Origin of the sequence: Streptomyces sp. NPDC002580 (genome assembly GCF_042889485.1) — a bacterium.
In the GTDB taxonomy this organism is placed as follows: Bacteria; Actinomycetota; Actinomycetes; order Streptomycetales; family Streptomycetaceae; genus Streptomyces.
Map to the genome: position 1 here is coordinate 24,843 of NZ_JBIAQZ010000018.1, position 23,536 is coordinate 48,378.

At 72.6% G+C, this 23,536-nt stretch carries 1 protein-coding gene; it reads left to right on the forward strand.

Annotated features, from left to right (window positions below):
- The first annotated feature begins 231 nt into the window (after positions 1 to 231).
- The gene (locus ACFYW7_RS36410) at positions 232 to 23,505 is read left to right on the forward strand and encodes a type I polyketide synthase (RefSeq protein WP_389510494.1); all 23,274 of its coding nucleotides are present in this window, start codon (positions 232 to 234) and stop codon (positions 23,503 to 23,505) included.
- Positions 23,506 to 23,536 lie beyond the last annotated feature (31 nt).

The following is a 23,536-nucleotide window of genomic DNA, read 5'->3' on the forward strand; positions in this document are numbered from 1 at the left end:
CTTAGAGATTCCCGGCTGTCCATACTCGTGCACGTCGACCATTGGGGATTCCCCTAAAGCTGATCCGCTGCAGCGGCGGAGCGTGGCCGCGGGGCCGAAACTAGGGCCACACCGCAACTTGTTGCCGCCCGGTCGAACCGATCGCCTGTGTCCGGTCGAACCGATCGCCTGTGCCGTGGCCGGCACGGTGCGGTGCCTTTTCATTCTCTGTGCGGGTGGGTGGAGTGCAATATGGTCGAGTCCGAGCTCAGCGGAATGGTGAATCGGTCCGGTTCGGCTTCGGCGGATTCGGCCGATGGTATAGCTGTGATCGGCTTGGCGTGCCGACTGCCGGGGGCCGCCGACCCAGCCGCCTTCTGGCGGCTGCTCGGCGAGGGCGCGGACGCGATCACCGACGTCCCCCCGGACCGGTGGGACGGGGCCGCGGCGGGTGACGCCGACCCGTCCGCACCCGGCAGGACCGACATCCGACGGGGAGGATTCCTCGACCGCATCGGCCACTTCGACGCCGGGTTCTTCGGAGTCTCCCCCAAGGAGGCCGCCGCCATGGATCCGCAGCAGCGGCTTGTGCTGGAGCTGGCCTGGGAAGCGCTGGAGGACGCGCACGTGCGGGCCGGGACGCTGCGCTCCACCCGGACCGGGGTGTTCGTCGGCGCCATCTGGGACGACTACGCGACCTTGCACCACCGCTCCGGTCTCACCGCCATCTCTCCGCACACCGTCACAGGCCTGCACCGCAGCATCATCGCCAACCGGGTCTCCTACTTCCTCGGGCTCAACGGCCCCAGCCTGACCGTGGACTCCGGCCAGTCCTCCTCCCTGGTCTCGGTCCACCTCGCCTGCGAGAGCCTCCGCGAGGGCGAATCGACGATCGCCCTCGCGGGCGGCGTGAACCTCAACATCGTTCCCGAGAGCGCCATGGGCGCCGCCAAGTTCGGCGGCCTGTCCCCCGACGGCCGCTGCTTCACCTTCGACGCCCGCGCGAACGGCTACGTCCGCGGCGAGGGCGGCGGCATCGTCGTGCTCAAACCTCTCGCCCGGGCCGTCGCGGACGGCGACCCCGTCTACTGCGTGATCCGCGGCAGCGCGGTCAACAACGACGGTGGCGGCGACGGGCTGACCGTGCCGCTGCAGGCAGGGCAGGAACAGGTACTGCGTCTCGCCCACGAGCGGGCCGGGACCGACCCCGCCCACGTCGGCTACGTGGAGTTGCACGGCACCGGCACCAAGGTCGGCGACCCCGTCGAGGCAGCCGCGCTCGGCGCAGTGCTCGGTGCGGGACGCGAGCCCGGCCGCCCACTGCGGGTCGGCTCGGCCAAGACCAACGTCGGCCATCTGGAGGGTGCCGCCGGCATCACCGGTCTGCTGAAGGCCGCCCTGTCGCTCAGCCACCGCGAACTGCCCGCCAGCCTCAACTTCGAGACGCCGAACCCGGCGATCCCCCTGGACCGGTTGAACTTACGTGTGCAGACCGAGCACACGTCGTGGGAGGGCCAGGAGGACCGCCCGCTGCTCGCCGGCGTCAGCTCGTTCGGCATGGGCGGCACCAACTGCCACATCGTGCTGGCGGAACACCGGGCGGCCGCGGCGGGCGCGGCCGCGGAGGCGGGTACGAGCACGGCGCCGACCCTCTGGCCGCTGTCCGCCAGGACCGCGTCCGGGCTGCGCGCCCAGGCCGTCGCCCTGCTCGCACACGCCGAGGCGCACCCCGGTCTCGTCCTGCCCGACGCCGGCTGGTCGCTGGCCACCGGCCGCACCGCCTTCGAACACCGGGCGGTCGTCGTGGGCGAGGACCGCGACGACTTCTTGCGCGCCCTGCGCGAGCTGTCCACCGGCGGCATCGACGCCGCGCTGACCACGGGCCGCACGGACCGCACCGGCGCGCGCGGCGAGCTCGCCTTCCTCTTCTCCGGCCAGGGCAGCCAGCGAGCCGGCATGGGACGTGAACTGGCCGAGGCCGTCCCCGCGTTCGCCACCGAGCTGGACGAGGTGTGCGTGCACCTCGACCCCTTGCTGCCGCGGCCGCTGCGCGAGGTCATGTTCGCCCCCGAAGGCACCGAGGAAGCGGCCGAACTCGATCGGACCCTCTACACGCAGACCTCGCTGTTCGCCGTCGAGGTCGCCCTGTTCCGGCTGCTGGAGAGCTGGGGCATCACCCCCGGCGTGCTGATGGGCCACTCCATCGGCGAACTCGCCGCCGCGCACGTGGCCGGCGTCCTCTCGCTCGCCGACGCCTGCGCCCTCGTGGCCGCGCGCGGCCGCCTGATGCAGGCGCTGCCCGCCGGCGGCGTCATGATCGCCGTCCAGGCCACGGAGGACGAGGTCCGCGCCCGCATCGGCGACCGCACGGACCGCGTGAGCATCGCCGCGCTGAACGGACCGGACTCCGTCGTCGTCTCCGGCGACGAGGACCTCGCCACCGGGATCGCCGACGCCTTCGCCGCCCTGGGCCGCAAGACCAGTCGGCTGCGGGTCAGCCACGCCTTCCACTCCCCGCACATGGAGCCCATGCTGGCGGAGTTCCGCGACGTGGCCGAGGGCCTGACCTTCCACACCCCGCGCATCCCGATCGTGTCCAACGTGACAGGCCGGCTGTCCGAGGATCCCTCGGGGTACGAAGGGTGCACGGCCGCGTACTGGGTCCGCCACGTGCGCGACGCGGTCCGCTTCGCCGACGGCGTCGCGCGCCTCGACGAGCAGGGCGTCCGCACGTACCTGGAGCTCGGCCCCGGCGGCGTGCTCACCTCCATGGCCCGCGCCGGCGCCGACAGCGAGTCCTTGTTCGTCCCCGCCCTGCGCGCCCGTCGCCCCGAGGCGCAGGCCCTGCTGACGTCGGTCGCCTCGCTGCACGTCCACGGCGTGGAGCCGGACTGGGACGCCCTGTTCGGCGGCGGGCGAGACGCACGCCGCAAGGTCGCGCTCCCCACCTACGCGTTCGAACGGCAGCGGTACTGGCTGGACGGCGACACCACGCCGTCCGTCGCCACCACCGGCTGGGCTCCCGCGGCTCCGGAGCCGGACGCCATCGCCATCGCCGAGACCGACAGCACGCCCCTCGGAGCCCTGGGCCGACGGCTGACCGCACTGCCCCGGTCCGAACGCGACGAGGCCGTGCTCGACCTGGTCCGCGCGCACGTCGCCGCCGTCCTGGGCCACGCCGAAGCCCGCCAGGTCGAGACCGAGTGGACGTTCAAGGACCTCGGCTTCGACTCGCTCAGCTCGGTGGAACTGCGCGACCAACTGGGCGAGGCCACCGGCCTGCGCCTGCCCAGCGGGCTGCTGTTCGACCACCCGACCCCCGCCGCGCTCGCCCGCCACCTCGCCGCCCGGTCCCTGGGCGGCGAGGACACGGCGGCCTCCGCGTCCGCGACGTCGGCCGACCCCGACGAGCCCATCGCCATCGTGGCCATGAGCTGCCGTCTGCCCGGCGGGGTGAGTTCTCCCGAGGACCTGTGGCGGCTGGTCGCCTCAGGTGGCGACGCCGTCTCCGGATTCCCGGCGGACCGCGGCTGGGACGTCGAAGCGCTCTACGACCCGGAGCCCGGGACGCTCGGCAAGTCCTCGACGCGGCACGGCGGCTTCCTGCACGAGGCGGCCGAGTTCGACGCCGGCTTCTTCGGCATCAGCCCCCGCGAGGCCGCCGCGATCGACCCGCAGCAGCGGCTGGTCCTGGAGACCGCGTGGGAGGCCTTCGAGCGGGCCGGCATCGACCCGGCCACGCTACGCGGGAGCCGGACGGGCGTGTTCATCGGCGCGACGGCACAGGACTACGGCCCCCGGCTGCACGAGCCGGCCGACGGTATCGAGGGCTACCTGCTGACCGGCACGACGACCAGCGTCGCCTCGGGCCGCGTGGCCTACTCGTTCGGGCTCGAGGGCCCGGCGGTCACGGTCGACACGGCGTGCTCGTCCTCGCTGGTGGCGCTGCACCTGGCCGTCCAGTCGCTGCGGAGCGGCGAGTGCACGATGGCCCTGGCCGGCGGCGTCACCGTGATGTCCACGCCCGGCATGTTCGTGGAGTTCAGCCGTCAGCGCGGCCTGTCGGCGGATGGCCGCTGCAAGGCGTTCGCGGCCGGTGCGGACGGTACGGGCTGGGCCGAGGGCGTCGGCATGCTGCTGGTGGAGCGGCTCAGCGACGCCCGGCGCAACGGCCACCGGGTACTGGCCGTCGTGCGTGGCAGCGCGGTCAACCAGGACGGCGCGTCGAACGGACTCACGGCGCCGAACGGCCCCTCCCAGCAGCGCGTCATCCGCCAGGCCCTGGCGGCCGCCGGACTCGCGCCCGCGGACGTCGACGCCGTGGAGGCGCACGGGACGGGCACGCGGCTCGGCGACCCGATCGAGGCAGAAGCCCTCATCGCCGCCTACGGCCAGGGACGGGACGGCGACCGGCCGTTGTGGCTGGGCTCGCTGAAGTCGAACATCGGCCACACGCAGGCCGCGGCGGGTGTCGCCGGTGTGATCAAGATGGTGATGGCGATGCGGCACGGTGTGCTGCCGCAGACGCTGCACGTCGACGAGCCGACCCCGCACGTGGCCTGGTCGGCAAGCGGCGTACGACTGCTGGCCGAGGCGGTGGAGTGGCCCGCGCGTGAGGCTCCGCGCCGGGCAGCGGTGTCCTCCTTCGGGATCAGCGGCACCAACGCGCACGTCATCGTCGAGCAGGCCGCGACGAGCGAAGAACCCGCCCGCGGAACGGCCGTTGTGGGGCCGGTCCCGTGGGTGCTGTCGGCGAAGAGCGATGCGGCGCTGCGGGAGCAGGCGGGCCGACTGCTGTCCTTCCTGAACGCCGAGGGCGCCGAGGACGCTGTGGGCGCCGAGGACGCTGTGGGCGTTGGGGGTGCCGGGGTCCGGCTGGAGGACGTGGCGTTCTCGCTGGCGACGTCGCGTGCGGTGCTGGAGCGCCGTGCGGTGGTCGTGGGGGAGGAGCTCGGAGAGTTCCGGCAGGGGCTGGAGACGCTTGCTTCCGGTGCTGCTCCGGTGGGCGGTGTCGTCGGCGGCAAGACCGGGTTCTTGTTCTCGGGTCAGGGTTCGCAGCGGGTCGGCATGGGGCGTGAGCTGTACGCGGCGTACCCGGTGTTCGCGGCGGCGTACGACGAGGTGTGCGCGCTTCTGGACGCCCCGGTCGACGTCGATACGGAGACGCTTCATCAGACCGGTTCGACGCAGCCGGCGTTGTTCGCGATCGAGGTGGCTCTGTTCCGGCTGCTGGAATCGTGGGGCGTCCGGCCGGACTATGTGGCCGGTCACTCGGTGGGTGAGATCGCGGCCGCTCACGTGGCCGGGGTGTTGTCACTCGAGGATGCGGCGAAGTTGGTGTCGGCGCGTGCCGCGTTGATGCAGGCGCTGCCCGGCGGCGGCGCCATGGTCGCGGTCCAGGCGACCGAAGACGAGGTACTGCCGCACCTGACCGACGGCGTCGGGATCGCGGCGGTCAACGGCCCGCGGTCCGTAGTCATTTCCGGTGCCGAGGACGCGGTCACGACGATTGCCGAAGCGTTCGCTGCGCAGGGCCGCAAGACGTCCCGGTTGAAGGTGAGCCACGCGTTCCATTCGCCGTTGATGGATCCGATGCTGGACGAGTTTGCCCAGGTTGCCAGCGTTCTGACCTTCAACGAGCCGCGGATTCCCGTCGTTTCGAACCTCACCGGTCTCCTGGCCGAGGCGTACACCCCGGAGTACTGGGTCCGGCACGTCCGTGAGGCGGTGCGGTTCGCCGACGGCGTCGAGACCCTCGGCGGTCTGGGCGTGAGCACGTTCGTCGAGGTCGGCCCCGGCGGTGTGCTGAGCGCCCTCGTCCAGGGCTGCTTCGACGACGGCACGGACGTCCTCACCGTTCCCGCCCTGCGCGCCGACCGCCTTGAGCCGTACGCCCTCGTCACCGCCGTAGGGCAGTTGCACACCCACGGCGTCTCGCCCGACTGGCAGGCGCTCTTCCCCGGCGCCCGCCGCGTCGACCTGCCCACCTACGCCTTCCAGCGCGAGCGCTACTGGCTCGACGCGCCTCAGGCGACCGCCGGCGCCCCGGAGGCGATGGACGCCGAGTTCTGGGACTCCGTCGAGAGCGAGGACCGGGCATCTCTCGGTGCGCTCCTGGGACTGGAGCCCGCCGAACTGGGCGTGGTCGCACCCAGGCTGGCCGCCTGGCGCCGGCAGCGGCGCGAGCAGTCCACCGCCGACGGCTGGCGCTACCGGATCACCTGGCAGCCGCTCGGTGACATGGTCGGGGCCGCTCCGTCGGGGACCTGGCTCTACGCGGTCTCCGAGGAGACCGCGTGGACCGAGGCGATCCGCGCCGGGCTCACGGAACTCGGCGTCGCGCTCGTACCGTTCGCCGTGAGCGAGGACACCGACCGCGACGTGCTCGCCCGGGCCTTCGCCGACGCCGGGCACGAGCAGGCCGACGGCATCCTGTTCGCCGCAGCACAGGGAGAAGCGGGGGCTGATGCCCTCCAGCGGCTCGTTTTGTCGCTCCAGGCCCTCGGCGACGCCGGGATCGAGGCCCCGCTGTGGTGTCTGACCAGCGGCGCGGTGTCGACCGGCACGACGGATCTGCTGACCGACCCCGTCTCCGCCCGGCTCTGGGGCCTGGGCAGGATCGTCGCCCTGGAACAGCCGCAGCGCTGGGGCGGGCTCGTCGACCTGCCTGCCGAGCTCGACTCCCGCGCGCTGGAGCGACTGGTCGGCGTGCTGGCCCAGGCCGACGAGGACCAGCTCGCCGTACGCGCCTCCGGAGTGTCCGGCCGCCGCCTCGTGCGCGCGCCGCACAGCACGGAACCCGCGGACGCACCCTGGTCGCCGCGCGGCACCGTGCTCGTGACCGGTGGTACGGGTGCGCTGGGCGGGCACGTGGCCCGCTGGCTCGCCGGTGCCGGTGCCGAACACCTGGTGCTCACCGGCCGCCGGGGCCCCGACGCGCCGGGCGCCACCGAACTCAAGGCGGAGCTGGAGGAGTTGGGCGCCCAGGTCACCGTCGTCGCGTGCGATGCGGCCGACCGCGACGCGCTCGCCGAGTTGTTCGGCCGGCACACCGTGAACGCCGTGGTGCACACCGCGGGCGTACTCGACGACGGTCTGGTCGAATCGCTCACGCCCGAGCGCCTCGACCACGTGCTGCGCCCCAAGGTGGACGCAGCGCTCAACCTGCACGAGCTCACCCGGGACCGCCAGGACCTCGACGCCTTCGTGCTCTTCTCCTCGATGACCGGTGTCTGGGGCAACGGCGGCCAGGGCGCCTACGGTGCCGCGAACGCCTTCCTCGACGCCCTCGCCGAGCAGCGCCGGGCGCAGGGCCTGCCCGCGCTGGCCGTTGCCTGGGGATCCTGGGCGGACGGAGGCATGGCCGACGGCGCCGCCGGTGACCATCTGCGGCGGCGCGGCGTACGGGCGATCGCGGCCCTTCCCGCGATCTCCGTGCTGCACGGTGCGCTGACCCACGGCGAAACCTCCGTGACCGTCGCGGACGTGGACTGGGACCGCTTCGTCCCGGCCTTCGCCGGCACGCGCCCCTGCCCGCTGCTGCACGGTGTACCCGAGGCCCGCAAGGCCCTCGAAGTACGTGCCCGGGCCGCGCAGAAGGCCGAAGTGCCCGCGTCCGCGCTGGTCCAGCGCCTCCTCGGCGCCACGCCGGGGGAGCAGAGCCGCATCCTGCTGGACCTGGTCCGCGAGCAGGCCGCCACGGTGCTCGGCCACACGGGCAAGGGCGCCTTCGAAGCCGACCGGACGTTCCGCGAGACCGGCTTCGACTCGCTCACCGCCGTCGAACTGCGCCACAGGCTCAACACGGCCACCGGCCTCAAGCTGCCCACCACCTTGGTCTTCGACCACCCGACCCCCACCGCCCTCGCCCGTCACCTGGGCGTGGAACTCCTCGGCCGGCACGGGCCGGCGGCGGACGCCGCGCAGGCGACGGCCGCCGCCGCGGCCGACGAGCCCCTCGCGATCGTCAGCATGAGCTGCCGCTTCCCCGGTGGCGTCCAGTCGCCGGAGGACCTGTGGGAGCTGCTGAGCTCCGGCCAGGACGCGATGTCCGGCTTCCCCACCGACCGCGGCTGGGACATCGACGCGCTCTACGACCCCGACCCCGACCGACCCGGCAAGACGTACGCGCGCGAGGGCGGCTTCATCCAGGGCGCCGACCGCTTCGACGCCGGTCTCTTCGGGATCTCGCCGCGCGAGGCGCTGGCCATGGACCCGCAGCAGCGGCTGCTGCTGGAGACCGCGTGGGAGGCCTTCGAGCGCGCCGGTATCGCCCCCGCCTCCGTCCGCGCCAGCCGCACCGGTGTCTTCATCGGCACCAACGGCCAGGACTACGCCAACGGACTGCGCAATGCGCCCGAGGAGATCGAGGGGTACGCGCTCACCGGCAAGGCGGCCTCGGTCGTCTCCGGACGCATCTCCTACACGTTCGGCCTGGAGGGTTCGGCGGTCACGGTCGACACGGCGTGCTCGTCGTCGCTCGTGGCCCTCCATCTCGCCGCGCAGGCCCTACGGAGCGGCGAGTGCACGATGGCCCTGGTCGGGGGCGTCACCGTCATGACCACGCCGGACCTGTTCGTGGAGTTCAGCCGACAGCGCGGTCTGTCGCCCGACGGGCGGTGCAAGGCGTTCGCGGCCGGTGCCGACGGTACGGGCTGGGGCGAGGGCGTCGGTCTGCTGTTGGTGGAGCGGTTGTCCGACGCCCGTCGGAACGGCCACGAGGTACTGGCCGTCGTGCGGGGGAGTGCGGTGAACCAGGACGGGGCGTCCAACGGTCTGACCGCGCCGAACGGTCCCTCGCAGCAGCGGGTGATCCGGCAGGCGCTGGCGTCCGCCGGGCTCACGCCGGCCGACGTGGACGCCGTCGAGGCGCACGGCACGGGCACGAGGCTGGGCGACCCGATCGAGGCGCAGGCGCTCCTCGCCACGTACGGGCAGGAACACTCCGCCGACCGGCCGTTGTGGCTGGGCTCGGTCAAGTCCAACATCGGTCACACGCAGGCCGCCGCGGGTGTCGCCGGTGTGATCAAGATGGTGTTGGCGATGCGGCACGGCATGCTGCCGCAGACGCTTCATGTGGACGAGCCGACCGCGCACGTCGACTGGTCGGCGGGCGCCGTGCGGCTGCTGACCGAGCCGGTGCGATGGCCCGGGACCGCCAGGCCCCGCAGGGCCGCGGTGTCGTCCTTCGGCATCGGCGGCACCAACGCGCACACGATCATCGAGGAGGCGCCCGCCGCGGCCGTGGCCGACCCGGCCCGGGAACACCGCCCGGTGCCCGTGCCGTGGGTGCTGTCAGCAAGGAATGAAGTGGCGTTGCGGGCCCAGGCGGAGCGTCTACTGGCCTTCGCGACCGACGATGTGTCGCCCGTCGACGTCGGATTCTCGTCGGCCACGACGCGGTCGGCGCTGGAGCACCGGGCTGTGGTGATCGGCGCCGACCCGGCCGGGTTGCGGGCAGGTCTTGAGGCCTTGGTGGCAGGCGAACCGGCGGCGAACGTCGTCGCCGGACGCGCTCACTCGGCGAGCGAGGTCGGGTTCTTGTTCTCGGGTCAGGGTTCGCAGCGGGTCGGTATGGGCCGCGGACTTTACGACGCCTTCCCGGTGTTCGCCGCCGCCTACGACGAGATCCGCGCCCATCTCGACGTCACGCTCGACGTCGACGCGGAGGAGTTGAACCGGACGGGTTGCACGCAGCCGGCGTTGTTCGCGGTGGAGGTGGCCCTGTTCCGGCTTCTCGAATCGTGGGGCATCCGGCCGGACTATGTGGCCGGTCATTCGGTGGGTGAGATCGCGGCCGCGCACGTGGCGGGTGTGTTGTCGCTCGAGGACGCGGCGAAGCTGGTGTCGACGCGTGCGGCGTTGATGCAGGCGCTGCCCGCGGGCGGGGCGATGGTGGCGGTCCAGGCGGCCGAGGACGAGGTGCTGCCGCACCTGACCGACGAGGTCGGGATCGCGGCGGTCAACGGTCCGAGGTCGGTCGTTGTCTCCGGGGCCGAGGACGTGGTGGTCGCCATCGGTGAGGTCTTCGCCGGTCAGGGTCGTAGGACGTCCCGTCTGAAGGTCAGTCACGCGTTCCATTCGCCGTTGATGGACCCGATGCTGGAGGAGTTCGCGCAGGTCGTTCGCGGGCTGTCCTACGGTGAGCCGCGGATTCCGGTGGTCTCGAACCTCACCGGTCGCCTGGCCGAGCGGTACACCCCGGAGTACTGGGTGCGGCACGTGCGTGAGGCGGTGCGCTTCGCCGACGGCATCGAGACTCTGGGCGATCTGGGTGTGACCACGTTCGTGGAGATCGGTCCGGGCGGTGTGCTGAGCGGCATGGCGCAGGGCTGTGCGGATGGCATCGTCACCGTCCCCGTGCTCCGGGCCGACCGTCCCGAGCGGCAGGCCGTCGTGACCGCGCTCGCCGAGTTGCACGTCAGCGGTGCCGAAGTGGACTGGCACGCCTTCTTCCCCGGCGCCCGGCGCGTCGACCTGCCCACCTACGCCTTCCAGCGCGAGCGCTACTGGCTCGACGCCCCCGCCTCGGCCGGTGACCTGCGCGCGGTGGGGCAGGGCGAAGCCAATCACCCGCTCCTCGGCGCCGCCGTGCCGCTGGCCGACGGCGACGGACACCTGCTCACCGGGCGGCTCTCGACGCATACGCACCCGTGGCTGGTGGACCACGCCGTCAGTGGGGTCGCGCTCCTGCCGGGAACCGCGTTCGTCGAGCTGGCGATCGCCGCTGCCGACGCCGTGGGCTGCGACCTGTTGGAAGAGCTGACATTGGAGACACCGCTGCTCGTGCCCGAGCGCGGCGGCGTCGCCCTGCAGGTGCGCGTCGGCGCCGACGACGGCTCGGGCCGCAGGCCGCTGACCGTGCACTCGCGGATCGACGACGGGGACGTGTACGCCCACGAGGACGACTTCGAACGGGTATGGGTCCGGCACGCCTCCGGCTCGCTGACCGTCGCCACAGGAGGGCCCGCGGACGGCTCGCTCACCGCGTGGCCGCCCGTGGGTGCGGAGCCGGTCGACGTCGACGGGTTCTACGACCGCCTCGCCGACATGGCGCTCGACTACGGCCCCGTCTTCCAGGGGCTGCGTACCGCGTGGCGGAGCGGGGACGACTTCTTCGCAGAGGTGGAGCTGCCCGGCACGGAGCGGACGGACGCCGGGAAGTACGGACTGCACCCCGCCCTGTTCGACGCCGCCCTGCACTCCGTCTGGCTGGGCGCGGTCGAGCCTGAGGCCGGGACGGGGAACGGACTGCTGCCGTTCGCCTGGAGCGGCGTGCGCCTGGCGGCTGCCGGAGCCTCCGACCTGCGGGTGAAGGTCTCGCGCGTCGGCACCGGCACCTCCACGGTGTCGCTGGTACTGGCCGACGGCACCGGTGAACCGGTCGCGCAGGTCGACTCGCTGACGCTGCGCCCGGCGCCCGCCGACCAGTCCCGCGCCGGTTCCGGCAGCGACGACGCGGTCTTCGGCCTGGAGTGGACGCCGTTAGGCCTGCCGCCCGCGCCGGACGGCATGAGGATCGAGACGTACGAGGATCTCGCCGCGCTCCGTTCCACCGACTCGCCGGCGGACAGCGATGCCGCGGCCGTCGCCGATGCCGTGGTCGTGCCCTGCCCGACCGGGACCGGTGCGGACCTGGCCACCCGGGTCCGTGAGATCACCCACGCCGTGCTGGAGTTGGTGCAGTGGTGGCTTGCAGAGGAACGCCAGGGGCGCCTGGTGCTGGTGACGCGTACGGGAGACCTCGCCCAGTCGGCGGTCCGCGGACTGGTGCGCTCGGCGCAGACCGAGAACCCCGACCGCATCGTGCTGGTCGAGACCGCCGGTGATGCCCGTGCCGATGTCGTCGGCGGTGTTGACGACCCCCGTCTTGCTCGCGTGCTGCCCGGCCTGATCGCGTCGGGTGAGCCGCAGGCCGCGGTGCACGCGGGCGACGAGGTCCGGGTGCCGAGACTGGTCCGCGTCGCCGCGCCGGACGCGGGGCCTGAGCTGCCCGGCCTCGGCTCCGGCACCGTTCTGTTGACCGGCGCGTCGGGCGGGCTGGGCGGACTGTTCGCCCGGCACCTGGTCGCCGAGCACGGTGTGCGCAGTCTGCTGCTCGTCAGCCGTCGCGGCGGCGACGCACCCGGCGCGGCCGAACTCACCGCCGAGCTGACCGCGAAGGGCGCCGACGTCACCTGGGCCGCGTGTGATGTGGCCGACCGCGACGCCGTGCGTGCACTCCTGACCGGTCCCGGGCAGAGCCTGTCCGCGATCGTCCACACCGCCGGCGTCCTGGACGACGGAATCATCGGCTCACTGACCCACGAGCGGCTGGACGCCGTGTTCCGTCCGAAGGTGGACGCGGCGCTGAACCTGCACGACCTGGCGGGCGAGCTGTCCGGCGACCTGTCCGCGTTCGTGCTCTTCTCCTCGGTGGCGGGCACCCTCGGCACGCCCGGCCAGGCGAACTACGCCGCTGCCAACACCTTCCTCGACGCCCTCGCCGAGCACCGCCGTTCCGTGGGCCTGCGGGCCACGTCGCTGGCCTGGGGCCTGTGGGCGCAGGACAGCGAGAGCGCCATGACCGGCAGCCTCGACCACACCGATCTCACCCGCATCAAGCGGATGGGCCTCGCCGCGATCCCGCCGACGGACGGCCTGCGGATGTTCGACGCGGCACTGGCCGTCGATCGGGCGGCAGTCGCCCCGATCCGGCTCGACACGTCCGCCTTCCGTGACGGACCGGGGCAGCCCGTGCCGCCTGTCCTGCGCGGACTGGTGCGGGTCGCGCCGGTGCGGCGCACGGCGCGGACCGCGCCGAAGGGATCACTGGGTCAGCGGCTGGCCGGGCTGCCGGAAGCCGAGCGCGAGCAGGTGGTGCTGGACCTGGTGCGTACCGAGGTCGCCGCCGTGCTCGGGCACGCCGCCGCGCAGTCGGTCGGCGCGGACGACTCGTTCAAGGACATCGGGTTCGACTCGCTGACCGCCGTCGAACTGCGCAACCGGCTCAACTCGGCCGTCGGTATGCGCCTGCCCGCCACGCTGGTCTTCGACTACCCGAACCCGCTTGCCCTCGCCCGCTTCCTCACCGCCGAAGCCGCAGGCGCCGGCGAGGCGGCGGCAGTCGTGCCGGCGACCCTCTCCACGCCCACCGGAACGGCGGACGAGCCGATCGCGATCGTGGGCATGGCCTGCCGCTACCCCGGCGGCGTGCGGTCGCCCGAGGACCTGTGGCAGCTGGTGTCTTCCGGCGGCGACGCCGTGTCGGGCTTTCCCGAGGACCGCGGCTGGGACGTGGAGCGGCTCTACGACCCGAACCCCGAACAGTGGGGCACCAGCTACACCCGAGAGGGCGGCTTCCTGCACGACGCGGCGGACTTCGACGCCGAGTTCTTCGGGATCTCGCCGCGTGAGGCGCTGGCGATGGACCCGCAGCAGCGGTTGCTGCTGGAGACGTCGTGGGAGGCGTTCGAGCGGGCCGGGATCGACCCGGCGACGGTACGGGGCAGCAGGACCGGTGTCTTCGCCGGCGTGATGTACCACGACTACGGCGGCCGCGTGCACACCTCGCCGGCAGGGCTGGAGGGCTACCTCGTCAACGGCAGCGCGGGCAGCGTCGCTTCGGGGCGTGTTTCGTACACGCTCGGGCTCGAGGGGCCGGCGGTCACGGTCGACACGGCGTGCTCGTCGTCGCTCGTGGCCCTCCACCTCGCCGCGCAGGCACTGCGGAGCGGTGAGTGCTCGATGGCCCTCGTCGGCGGCGTCACGGTGATGGCAGGCCCGTCCGTGTTCGTGGAGTTCAGCCGTCAGCGGGGCTTGTCGGCGGACGGCCGGTGCAAGGCGTTCGCGGCCGGTGCGGACGGTACGGGCTGGGCCGAGGGCGCGGGCATGCTGCTGGTGGAGCGGCTGTCGGATGCGCGTCGCAACGGTCACCGGGTGCTGGCGGTCGTTCGCGGTACGGCGGTGAACCAGGACGGCGCGTCGAACGGTCTGACGGCTCCGAACGGTCCGGCGCAGCAGCGGGTGATCCGGCAGGCGCTGGCCAATGCGGGTCTGTCTTCGGAGCAGGTGGATGCGGTGGAGGCGCACGGTACGGGTACGAGGCTGGGTGATCCGATCGAGGCGCAGGCGCTGATCGCCACGTACGGTCAGGAGCGTGCGGAGGAGCGGCCGTTGTGGCTGGGCTCGCTGAAGTCGAACGTCGGTCATGCGCAGGCGGCCGCGGGTGTCGGTGGTGTGATCAAGATGGTGATGGCGATGCGGCACGGTGTGCTGCCGCGGACCCTGCACGTGGACGAGCCGACGCCGCACGTGGACTGGTCGGCGGGCGCCGTACGGCTGTTGACCGAGTCCGTGGAGTGGCCGGTGACCGACGTGCCGCGCCGGGCCGCCGTGTCGTCCTTCGGTGTGAGCGGCACCAACGCGCACGTGATCGTCGAACAGGCGCCTGGTGTGACGGAGGATTCCCCGGCTTCGGCCTCGGGTGCTGTCGTGCCGTGGGTGCTGTCGGCGAAGAGTGATGCGGCGTTGCGGGAGCAGGCGGGCCGGTTGCTGTCCTTCGTGGACGCCGAGGGCGTCGGGGGTGGTGAGGTTCGGCCGGAGGACGTGGCGTTCTCGCTGGCGACGTCGCGTGCGGTGCTGGAGCGCCGTGCGGTGGTCGTGGGGGAGGAGCTCGGAGAGTTCCGGCAGGGGCTGGAGACGCTTGCTTCCGGTGCTGCTCCGGTGGGCGGTGTCGTCGGGGGCAAGGTGGGGTTCTTGTTCTCGGGTCAGGGTTCGCAGCGGGTCGGCATGGGGCGTGAGCTGTACGCGGCGTACCCGGTGTTCGCGGCGGCGTACGACGAGGTGTGCGCGCTTCTGGACGCCCCGGTCGACGTCGACGTGGAGGAGCTCGATCAGACGGGTTCGACGCAGCCGGCTTTGTTCGCCCTTGAGGTGGCCTTGTTCCGGCTTCTCGAATCGTGGGGTGTACGGCCGGACTATGTGGCCGGTCATTCGGTGGGTGAGATCGCGGCCGCGCACGTGGCCGGGGTGCTGTCGCTCGGGGATGCGGCGAAGTTGGTGTCGGCGCGTGCCGCGTTGATGCAGGCGCTGCCCGGCGGCGGCGCCATGGTCGCGGTGCAGGCCACCGAGGACGAGGTATTGCCGCACCTGACCGACGGGGTTGGCATCGCCGCGGTCAACGGCCCTCGGTCCGTGGTCGTTTCCGGTGCGGAGGACGTGGTCACCGCCGTCGGTGAGGTCTTCGCCGGTCAGGGTCGTAGGACGTCCCGTCTGAAGGTCAGTCACGCGTTCCACTCGCCGTTGATGGATCCGATGCTGGAGGAGTTCGCGCGGGTCGTCAGTGGTCTGGTCTTCGACGAGCCGCGGATTCCCGTGGTCTCGAACCTCACCGGCCGACTGGCCGAGCCGTACACGCCCGAGTACTGGGTCCGGCACGTCCGCGAGGCGGTGCGCTTCGCCGACGGCGTCCGGACTCTCCACGAGCTGGGCGTGAGCACGTTCGTGGAGATCGGCCCCGGCGGTGTGCTGAGCGCCCTCGTCCAGGGCTGCTTCGACGACGGCACAGACATCGTCACCGTTCCCGCCCTGCGCGCCGACCGCCTTGAGCCGTACGCCCTCGTCACCGCCGTAGGGCAGTTGCACACCCACGGCGTCTCGCCCGACTGGCAGGCGCTCTTCCCCGGCGCCCGCCGCGTCGACCTGCCCACCTACGCCTTCCAGCGCGAGCGCTACTGGCTCGACGTTCCCCGGACGTCCGGTGACGTCCGGGCCGCCGGCCTGGGGGCGGCGGACCATCCGCTGCTCGGTGCCGCGATTGCGACGGCCGACAGCAACGGGGTCCTGCTCACCGGACTGATTTCCCTCAAAACCCACCCGTGGCTCGCCGACCACGCCGTGAACGGGACCGTTCTGCTGCCCGGCACCGCGTTCGTCGAGTTGGCGATCCGGGCGGGCGACGAGACGGGATGCGGCTGGGTCGAAGACCTCACCCTCGAGCTTCCCCTGGTCGTGCCCGAGCGCGGTGGCGTCACCCTTCAGGTGGCTGTCGGTCCGGAGGACGAGTCCGGCCGGAGGCAGCTGAGCGTGCACTCACGCGTCGACGACGGTTCGTGGCTGCGACACGCGACGGGTGTGCTGTCCTCGGCAGAGGCACCGTTTGCTGCGGACCTCGGCGCGTGGCCGCCGGCGGGTGCGGATGCCGTCGACCTGACCGGGTTCTACGAGGGCATGGCCGCTGCGGGCCTGGACTATGGTCCGGTCTTCCAGGGGCTGCGCTCGGTGTGGCGCGCCGGGAACGATGTCTTCGCCGAGGTCGAGCTGCCGGACGAGTCGGCTGCCGAGGCGGCGGCCTTCGCCCTGCACCCGGCGCTGCTGGACGCCGCCCTGCACGCACTGGCCGCCGGTGGGCTGGTGGCGCTGGACGAGGGCCCGGTCCTGCCGTTCGCGTGGTCCGGCGTCGCCGTGCAGGCGGCCGGTGCGGCGATGGCGCGGGTGAAGCTGTCGCGGACGGTCACCGGTTCGGTGAAGCTGGCCGTGGCCGATGGCGCCGGTGACCCGGTGGCCTCGGTCGAGTCGCTGTCGTTGAGGGCCGTTTCGGCGGAGCAATCGCGCGGTGCCGGTGGTGGCGATCAGCTGTTCGCGCTGGAGTGGACGCCGTTCACCCTTCCCTCCGCCACCGACGCGCTGGTGATCGAGACCGTCGCGGACTTCGACGCACTGCGGGAGTCGGAAGGGGCACCGGATGTCACCGTCGTTCCGTGCCCGGCGGGGTTCGGTACGGAGACCGCCGACCGTGTGCACGGCGTCGTGAGTGAGGTTCTGGGGTTGGTGCAGTGGTGGTTGGCGGAGGAGCGGCCGGGGTGTCTGGCGCTGGTGACGCGTCCGGGCGATCTGGCTCATGCTGCGGTGTGGGGGCTCGTGCGGTCCGCGCAGTCGGAGAATCCGGACCGGATCGTGCTGGTGGAGGCCGAGGACACCGATGAGGCGGTCGGTGTGCTGCCCGCCGCGCTCGCTTCCGGCGAGCCGCAGTTCGCGGTGGTCGACGGGGAGGTGTTCGTACCGCGCCTGGTGAAGGCCACCGGGGCGGCCACCGGCACGCCGGACTTCGGCTCCGGCACCGTCCTGCTGACCGGTGCCTCCGGTGCGCTGGGCGGGCTGTTCGCCCGGCACCTGGTCGCCGAGCACGGTGTGCGCAGTCTGCTGCTGCTCAGCCGTCGCGGCGCGGACGCACCCGGTGCGGCCGAGCTGGAGGCCGAACTGGCCGCGTGGGGCGCCGAGGTGCGCTGGGCGGCCTGCGACGTGGCCGACCGGGACGCCCTCGCCGAGGTGCTGTCCGGCACGCCGGTGACGGCCGTGGTGCACACGGCCGGCGTCCTCGACGACGGAGTGATCGCCGCGCTCACCCCGGAGCGCATGGAGAAGGTGCTGCGCCCGAAGACCGACGCCGTGCTCAACCTCCATGAGCTGACGAGCGACCTGTCGGCGTTCGTCGTCTTCTCCTCGGTGTCCGGAATCCTGGGCAGCGCGGGACAGGGCAACTACGCGGCGGCGAACACCTTCCTCGACGCTTTCGCCGAAGCCCGCCGCGCCCGGGGGCTCCCCGCCACGTCGCTGGCATGGGGCTTGTGGGAGCAGGGCAGTGGCATGGCCGACCGGCTCGACCAGGCGGACCTCGCCCGGCTCAGGCGGGTGGGCCTGGCTCCGATGGCCGTCGACGAAGGACTGCGGCTGTTCGACGCGGCACTGACCCTGGACCGGGCCGTCGTCGCCCCGCTGAGGCTGGACCCGGGCGGGCCGCAGGGCATGGTGCCGCCGGTCCTGCGAGGGCTGCGCGGCCCGGTACGGGGCACCGCGCGGCGCACGGCGAGGACCGCGCCGAAGGGATCGCTGGGCCGGCGGCTGGCCGGGCTGTCCGAGGTCGAGCGCGAGCAGGTGGTGCTGGACCTGGTGCGTACCGAGGTCGCCGCCGTGCTCGGCCACGCCTCGGCCCAGGCCGTCCAGCCGGAACACGCGTTCCAGGACGCCGGTTTCGACTCGCTCACCTCGGTGGAACTGCGCAACCGGCTGAACACGGCGACCGGGCTGCGGCTCCCCGCGACCATGGTCTTCGACCACCCCACGCCCGTCGCGCTCTCCCGCTTCCTGCTCGCCGAGACGCTGGGCGTCCAGGAGCGGTCCGAGGCCGCGGTCGCCGCGGTGACCGGGACGGACGAGCCGATCGCGATCGTGGGCATGGCCTGCCGGTTTCCCGGTGACGTGCGGTCGCCCGAAGACCTGTGGCGCCTCGTCGCCTCCGGCGGCGACGCGGTCTCGGGATTCCCCGAGAACCGCGGCTGGGACGTCGAGAACCTCTACGACCCGGACCCCGACCGCTCCGGCAAGTCCTACGTGCGCCACGGCGGCTTCCTGCACGACGCGGCGGACTTCGACGCCGAGTTCTTCGGGATCTCGCCGCGTGAGGCGCTGGCGATGGACCCGCAGCAGCGGTTGCTGCTGGAGACGTCGTGGGAGGCGTTCGAGCGGGCCGGGATCGACCCGGCGACGGTACGGGGCAGCAGGACCGGTGTCTTCGCCGGCGTGATGTACCACGACTACGGCGGCCGCGTGAAGACGGCTCCGGAGGGCATGGACGCCTACCTGGGCAGCGGCAGCGCGGGCAGCATCGCCTCCGGCCGGCTCTCGTACACGTTCGGGCTCGAGGGCCCGGCGGTCACCGTGGACACGGCGTGCTCGTCCTCGCTCGTGGCCCTCCACCTGGCGACCCAGTCGCTACGCAGCGGCGAGTGCTCGATGGCGCTGGTCGGTGGCGTGACCGTCATGGCGACTCCCTCGACGTTCGTGGAGTTCAGCCGTCAGCGGGGCTTGTCGGCGGACGGCCGGTGCAAGGCGTTCGGCGCCGGGGCCGACGGTACGGGCTGGGCCGAGGGCGCGGGCATGCTGCTGGTGGAGCGGCTGTCGGATGCGCGTCGCAACGGTCACCGGGTGCTGGCGGTCGTTCGCGGTACGGCGGTGAACCAGGACGGCGCGTCGAACGGTCTGACGGCTCCGAACGGTCCGGCGCAGCAGCGGGTGATCCGGCAGGCGCTGGCGAACGCGGGCCTGTCCTCGGGTCAGGTCGATGCGGTGGAGGCGCACGGTACGGGTACGAGGCTGGGTGATCCGATCGAGGCGCAGGCGCTGATCGCCACGTACGGTCAGGAGCGTGCGGAGGAGCGGCCGTTGTGGCTGGGCTCGCTGAAGTCGAACGTCGGTCATGCGCAGGCGGCCGCGGGTGTCGGTGGTGTGATCAAGATGGTCATGGCGATGCGGCACGGTGTGCTGCCGCGGACCCTGCACGTGGACGAGCCGACGCCGCACGTGGACTGGTCGGCGGGCGCGGTCCGGCTGCTCACCGAGGCCGTGGAATGGCCGGTGACCGACGTGCCGCGCCGCGCCGCCGTGTCGTCCTTCGGCATCAGCGGAACCAACGCCCACGTGATCGTCGAACAGGCGCCTGGTGCGGCGGAGTTGCCGTCCGTGTCCGACACCGGTGCGGTCGTACCGTGGGTGCTGTCCGGCAGGACGGAGGCGGCGCTGCGGGCCCAGGCGGAGCGCCTGCTGTCCCTGGCGACGGCGACGGCCACGGACCTGCGGCTGGCCGACATCGGCTTCTCGCTCGCCACCACACGCTCGGCCATGGAGCACCGGGCCGCCGTGGTGGGGGAGCACCGGGATGAACTCCTGGAAGGGCTCCGCGCGCTGGCCGCAGGGTCCCCGTCCAACCGGGTCGTCCTGGGTGAACCGGGCATCGGCGGCAAGACCGGGTTCTTGTTCTCGGGTCAGGGTTCGCAGCGGCTGGGGATGGGGCGTGAACTCTACGATGCCTTCCCGGTGTTCGCGGCGGCGTACGACGAGGTGTGCGCGCTTCTGGATGCGCCGGTCGATGTCGACGCGGAGGAGCTGAACCAGACGGGTTCGACGCAGCCGGCGTTGTTCGCCCTTGAGGTGGCTCTGTTCCGGCTGCTGGAATCGTGGGGTGTGCGGCCGGATCATGTGGCCGGTCATTCGGTGGGTGAGATCGCGGCCGCTCATGTGGCGGGTGTGTTGTCGCTCGGGGACGCGGCGAGGCTGGTGTCGGCGCGGGCGGCGTTGATGCAGGCGCTGCCCGCCGGTGGTGCGATGGTGGCGGTGCAGGCCACCGAGGACGAGGTGCTGCCGTATCTGACCGACGGGGTCGGGATTGCCGCGGTCAACGGCCCGCGGTCGGTCGTGGTCTCCGGTGCCGAGGATGCCGTGCTGGAGATCGCCGAGGTTTTCGCCCGACAGGGCCGCAAGACCTCGCGGTTGAAGGTGAGTCACGCGTTCCATTCGCCGTTGATGGATCCGATGCTGGAGGAGTTCGCGCAGGTCGTCCGTGGTCTGGCCTTCGACGAGCCGCGGATTCCGGTGGTCTCGAACCTCACCGGCCGACTGGCCGAGCCGTACACCCCGGAGTACTGGGTGCGACACGTCCGTGAGGCGGTCCGCTTCGCCGACGGCGTCCGGACCCTGCACGAGCTGGGCGTGAGCACGTTCGTGGAGATCGGCCCCGGCGCTGTCCTCAGCGCCCTTGCCGAAGGCTGCCTTGACGCGGACATCGTCACCGTCCCGCTGCTGCTGCGCGCCGACCGCCCCGAGCCGCAGGCCCTCGTGACCGCGCTCGCCGAACTGCACGCTCATGGTGTCTCCCCGGACTGGCAGGCGCTCTTCCCCGGCGCCCGCCGCGTCGACCTGCCGACCTACGCCTTCCAGTACGAGCGCTACTGGCTGGACGCGCCCGAGGAGTTCACCGGCAGCGCCGCCGCCACCGGACTCGGGCTGGGTGCGGCGGAGCACCCGTTGGCCGGTGCGGCGGTCGCATTGCCCGGCGCCGACGGGTTCCTGGTCACCGGGCGGCTCTCGCTCAGGACGCACCCCTGGCTCGCCGACCACACGGTCATGGACAGCGTGCTGCTGCCGGGTACCGCGCTCGTGGAGCTGGCGGTGCGTGCGGGCGACGAGGCCGGTTGTGCACAGGTCGAGGAGCTGACACTGGAAGCGCCTCTGATCGTCCCGGACCGCGGCGGTGTGGCCGTGCAGGTGTGGGTCGGGGCCGAGGAGGAGCCGGGCAGACGCGCGCTGAGCATGCACTCGCGACGGGAGGATGCCCCGGACGCGCCGTGGGTGCGGCACGCGGTCGGCTCCCTGACGGACGCGCTGCCCGAGCCGCCGCACGGTGCGGACCTCGGCGCGTGGCCGCCGGCGGGTGCCGAGGCCGTCGACCTGACCGGGTTCTACGAGGGCCTGGACGAACTCGGTCTGGGCTACGGCCCGGTCTTCCGGGGCCTGCGGTCGGTGTGGCGCAGCGGGAACGACGTTCTAGCCGAGGTCACCCTGCCCGAGGGCACGGACGCGGGCGCGTTCGCCGTTCATCCGGCGCTGCTGGACGCGGCGCTGCACGCGATCGGCGCGGGCGGGCTCGGCCCCGTCGTCGACGGGCCGCTGCTGCCCTTCGTCTGGTCCGAGGTGGGTGTGCGTGCCGTGGGGGCCACGGCGCTGCGGGTCAAGGTCTCTCGCACGGGTACGGACGCGGTGTCGCTGACCGTGGCCGACGCCTCGGGCGGTCTGGTGGCCACGGTCGGCTCACTGTCGCTGCGGCCGGTGTCGCGCGAGCAACTGCTCGTGGCGGGCGGCTCCGGCAGGCGTGCCGACGACTCGCTGTTCCGCCTCGTATGGCAGCCCGCGGCCCTCACGGCGACTGACGCTGCCGTCGGCCTCGACGTACGGAGCTACTCGGATCCGGCCGCTCTGCCCGCAGAGCCGGCCCTTCCCGATGTCGCGGTGGTCACCGTCGTTCCGTGCCCGGCGGGGTTCGGTACGGAGACCGCCGACCGCGTGCACCGCACTGCGAGTGAGGTTCTGGGGTTGGTGCAGTGGTGGTTGGCGGAGGAGCGGCCGGGGTGTCTGGCGCTGGTGACGCGTCCGGGCGATCTGGCTCATGCTGCGGTGTGGGGGCTCGTGCGGTCCGCGCAGTCGGAGAATCCGGACCGGATCGTGCTGGTGGAGGCCGAGGACACCGATGAGGCGGTCGGTGTGCTGCCCGCCGCGCTCGCTTCCGGCGAGCCGCAATGCGCGGTCCGCGACGGGGAGGTGTTCGTACCGCGCCTGGTGAAGGCCACCGGGACCGCCACCACTACCGCCGCCGACCTGCCGGACCTCGCCGCCGGCACCGTCCTCGTGACCGGTGCCTCCGGGGCGCTGGGCGCGCTCGTCGCGCGGCACCTGGTGTCCGAGCACAAGGTGCGCCGACTCCTGCTGGCGAGCCGCCGGGGCGCGGACGCACCCGGTGCGGCCGAGCTGGAGGCCGAACTGGTCGCATGGGGTGGCAAGGTCACCTGGGCGGCCTGTGACGTCGCGGACAGGGAGGCCGTCTCCGGAATGCTGGACGGGCTCGGCGAGCATGCGCTGTCGGCCGTCGTGCACACCGCGGGTGTTCTCGACGACGGGGTCGTCGCCTCGGTCACACCGGAGAGGATGAGGGAGGTCTTCCGCCCCAAGGTGGACGCCGTGCTGAACCTGCACGAGTGCACCCGGGAAATGGGCCTGACCGCCTTCGTGGTGTTCTCGTCCGTCGCCGGCATGGTCGGCAGCGCCGGTCAGGCGAGCTACGCGGCGGCGAATTCCTTCCTCGACGCCTTCGCGGCGCACCGGCGCCGTGAAGGGCTGCCCGCCACATCGCTGGCATGGGGTGTGTGGGAACAGTCCGGTGCGATGACGGTCGGCCTCGCCGAGGCCGACCGGGCGCGGATGGCGCGCAGCGGAGTGCTGTCGCTGCCGCCGGAGGAGGGGCTGCGGCTGTTCGACGCGGCACTGGCTTCGGACGAGGCGGTACTCGCCCCGGTCCGCATCGACACCGGCGCGCTGCGCGCCGGTGAGGCCCCGCCGGTGCTGCGCGCCCTCGTGCCGGCCACGGCCGCCCGGAGGGCCGCGCAGGCCGCCGCCGCTCCCTTTGCGTCCTCGCTGGCCGAGCGCCTGGAGGGGCTGCCGGAGGCTGAGCGGGAGAAGACCGTGCTGGACCTGGTCCGGGCCGAGGCGGCCGCGGTCCTGGGGCACGCGTCGGACCGTACGGTCCGGCCGGAACACGCCTTCCAGGACCTGGGCTTCGACTCCCTCACGGCCGTCGAACTGCGCAACCGGCTGAACAAGGCCACCGGGCTGCGGCTCCCCGCGACGCTGGTCTTCGACTACCCGACACCCGCTCTTCTGGCCCGTCACGTACTCATGGAGACGGCGGGGGCGGCCGGACCGGCCCTAGTGAATTCCCTACTTGCCGACCTGGACAGGATTGAACAAGAATTGGTCACGCGGTTGTCGGCGAGTGAAACTCGCGACCGGATCGTGTCAAAGCTCCAGGCCGTATTGGCGAATGCCGGTGAATTCGGCAAGGTGCCGGTCCAGGAAGGACCTGGTACGGGCGGCAGCGATCTGGAATCGGCTACGGACGACGAAGTATTCGATCTGCTCGGCAAGGAATTCGGGATTTCCTGACCGCTTCGGCGCGGTCCGGTGATCCCTTGCC

Bases quoted from the DNA above. Each gene is read 5' to 3' on its own strand.
- ACFYW7_RS36410 (WP_389510494.1), top strand. From the start codon at position 232: ATGGTCGAGTCCGAGCTCAGCGGAATGGTGAATCGGTCCGGTTCGGCT.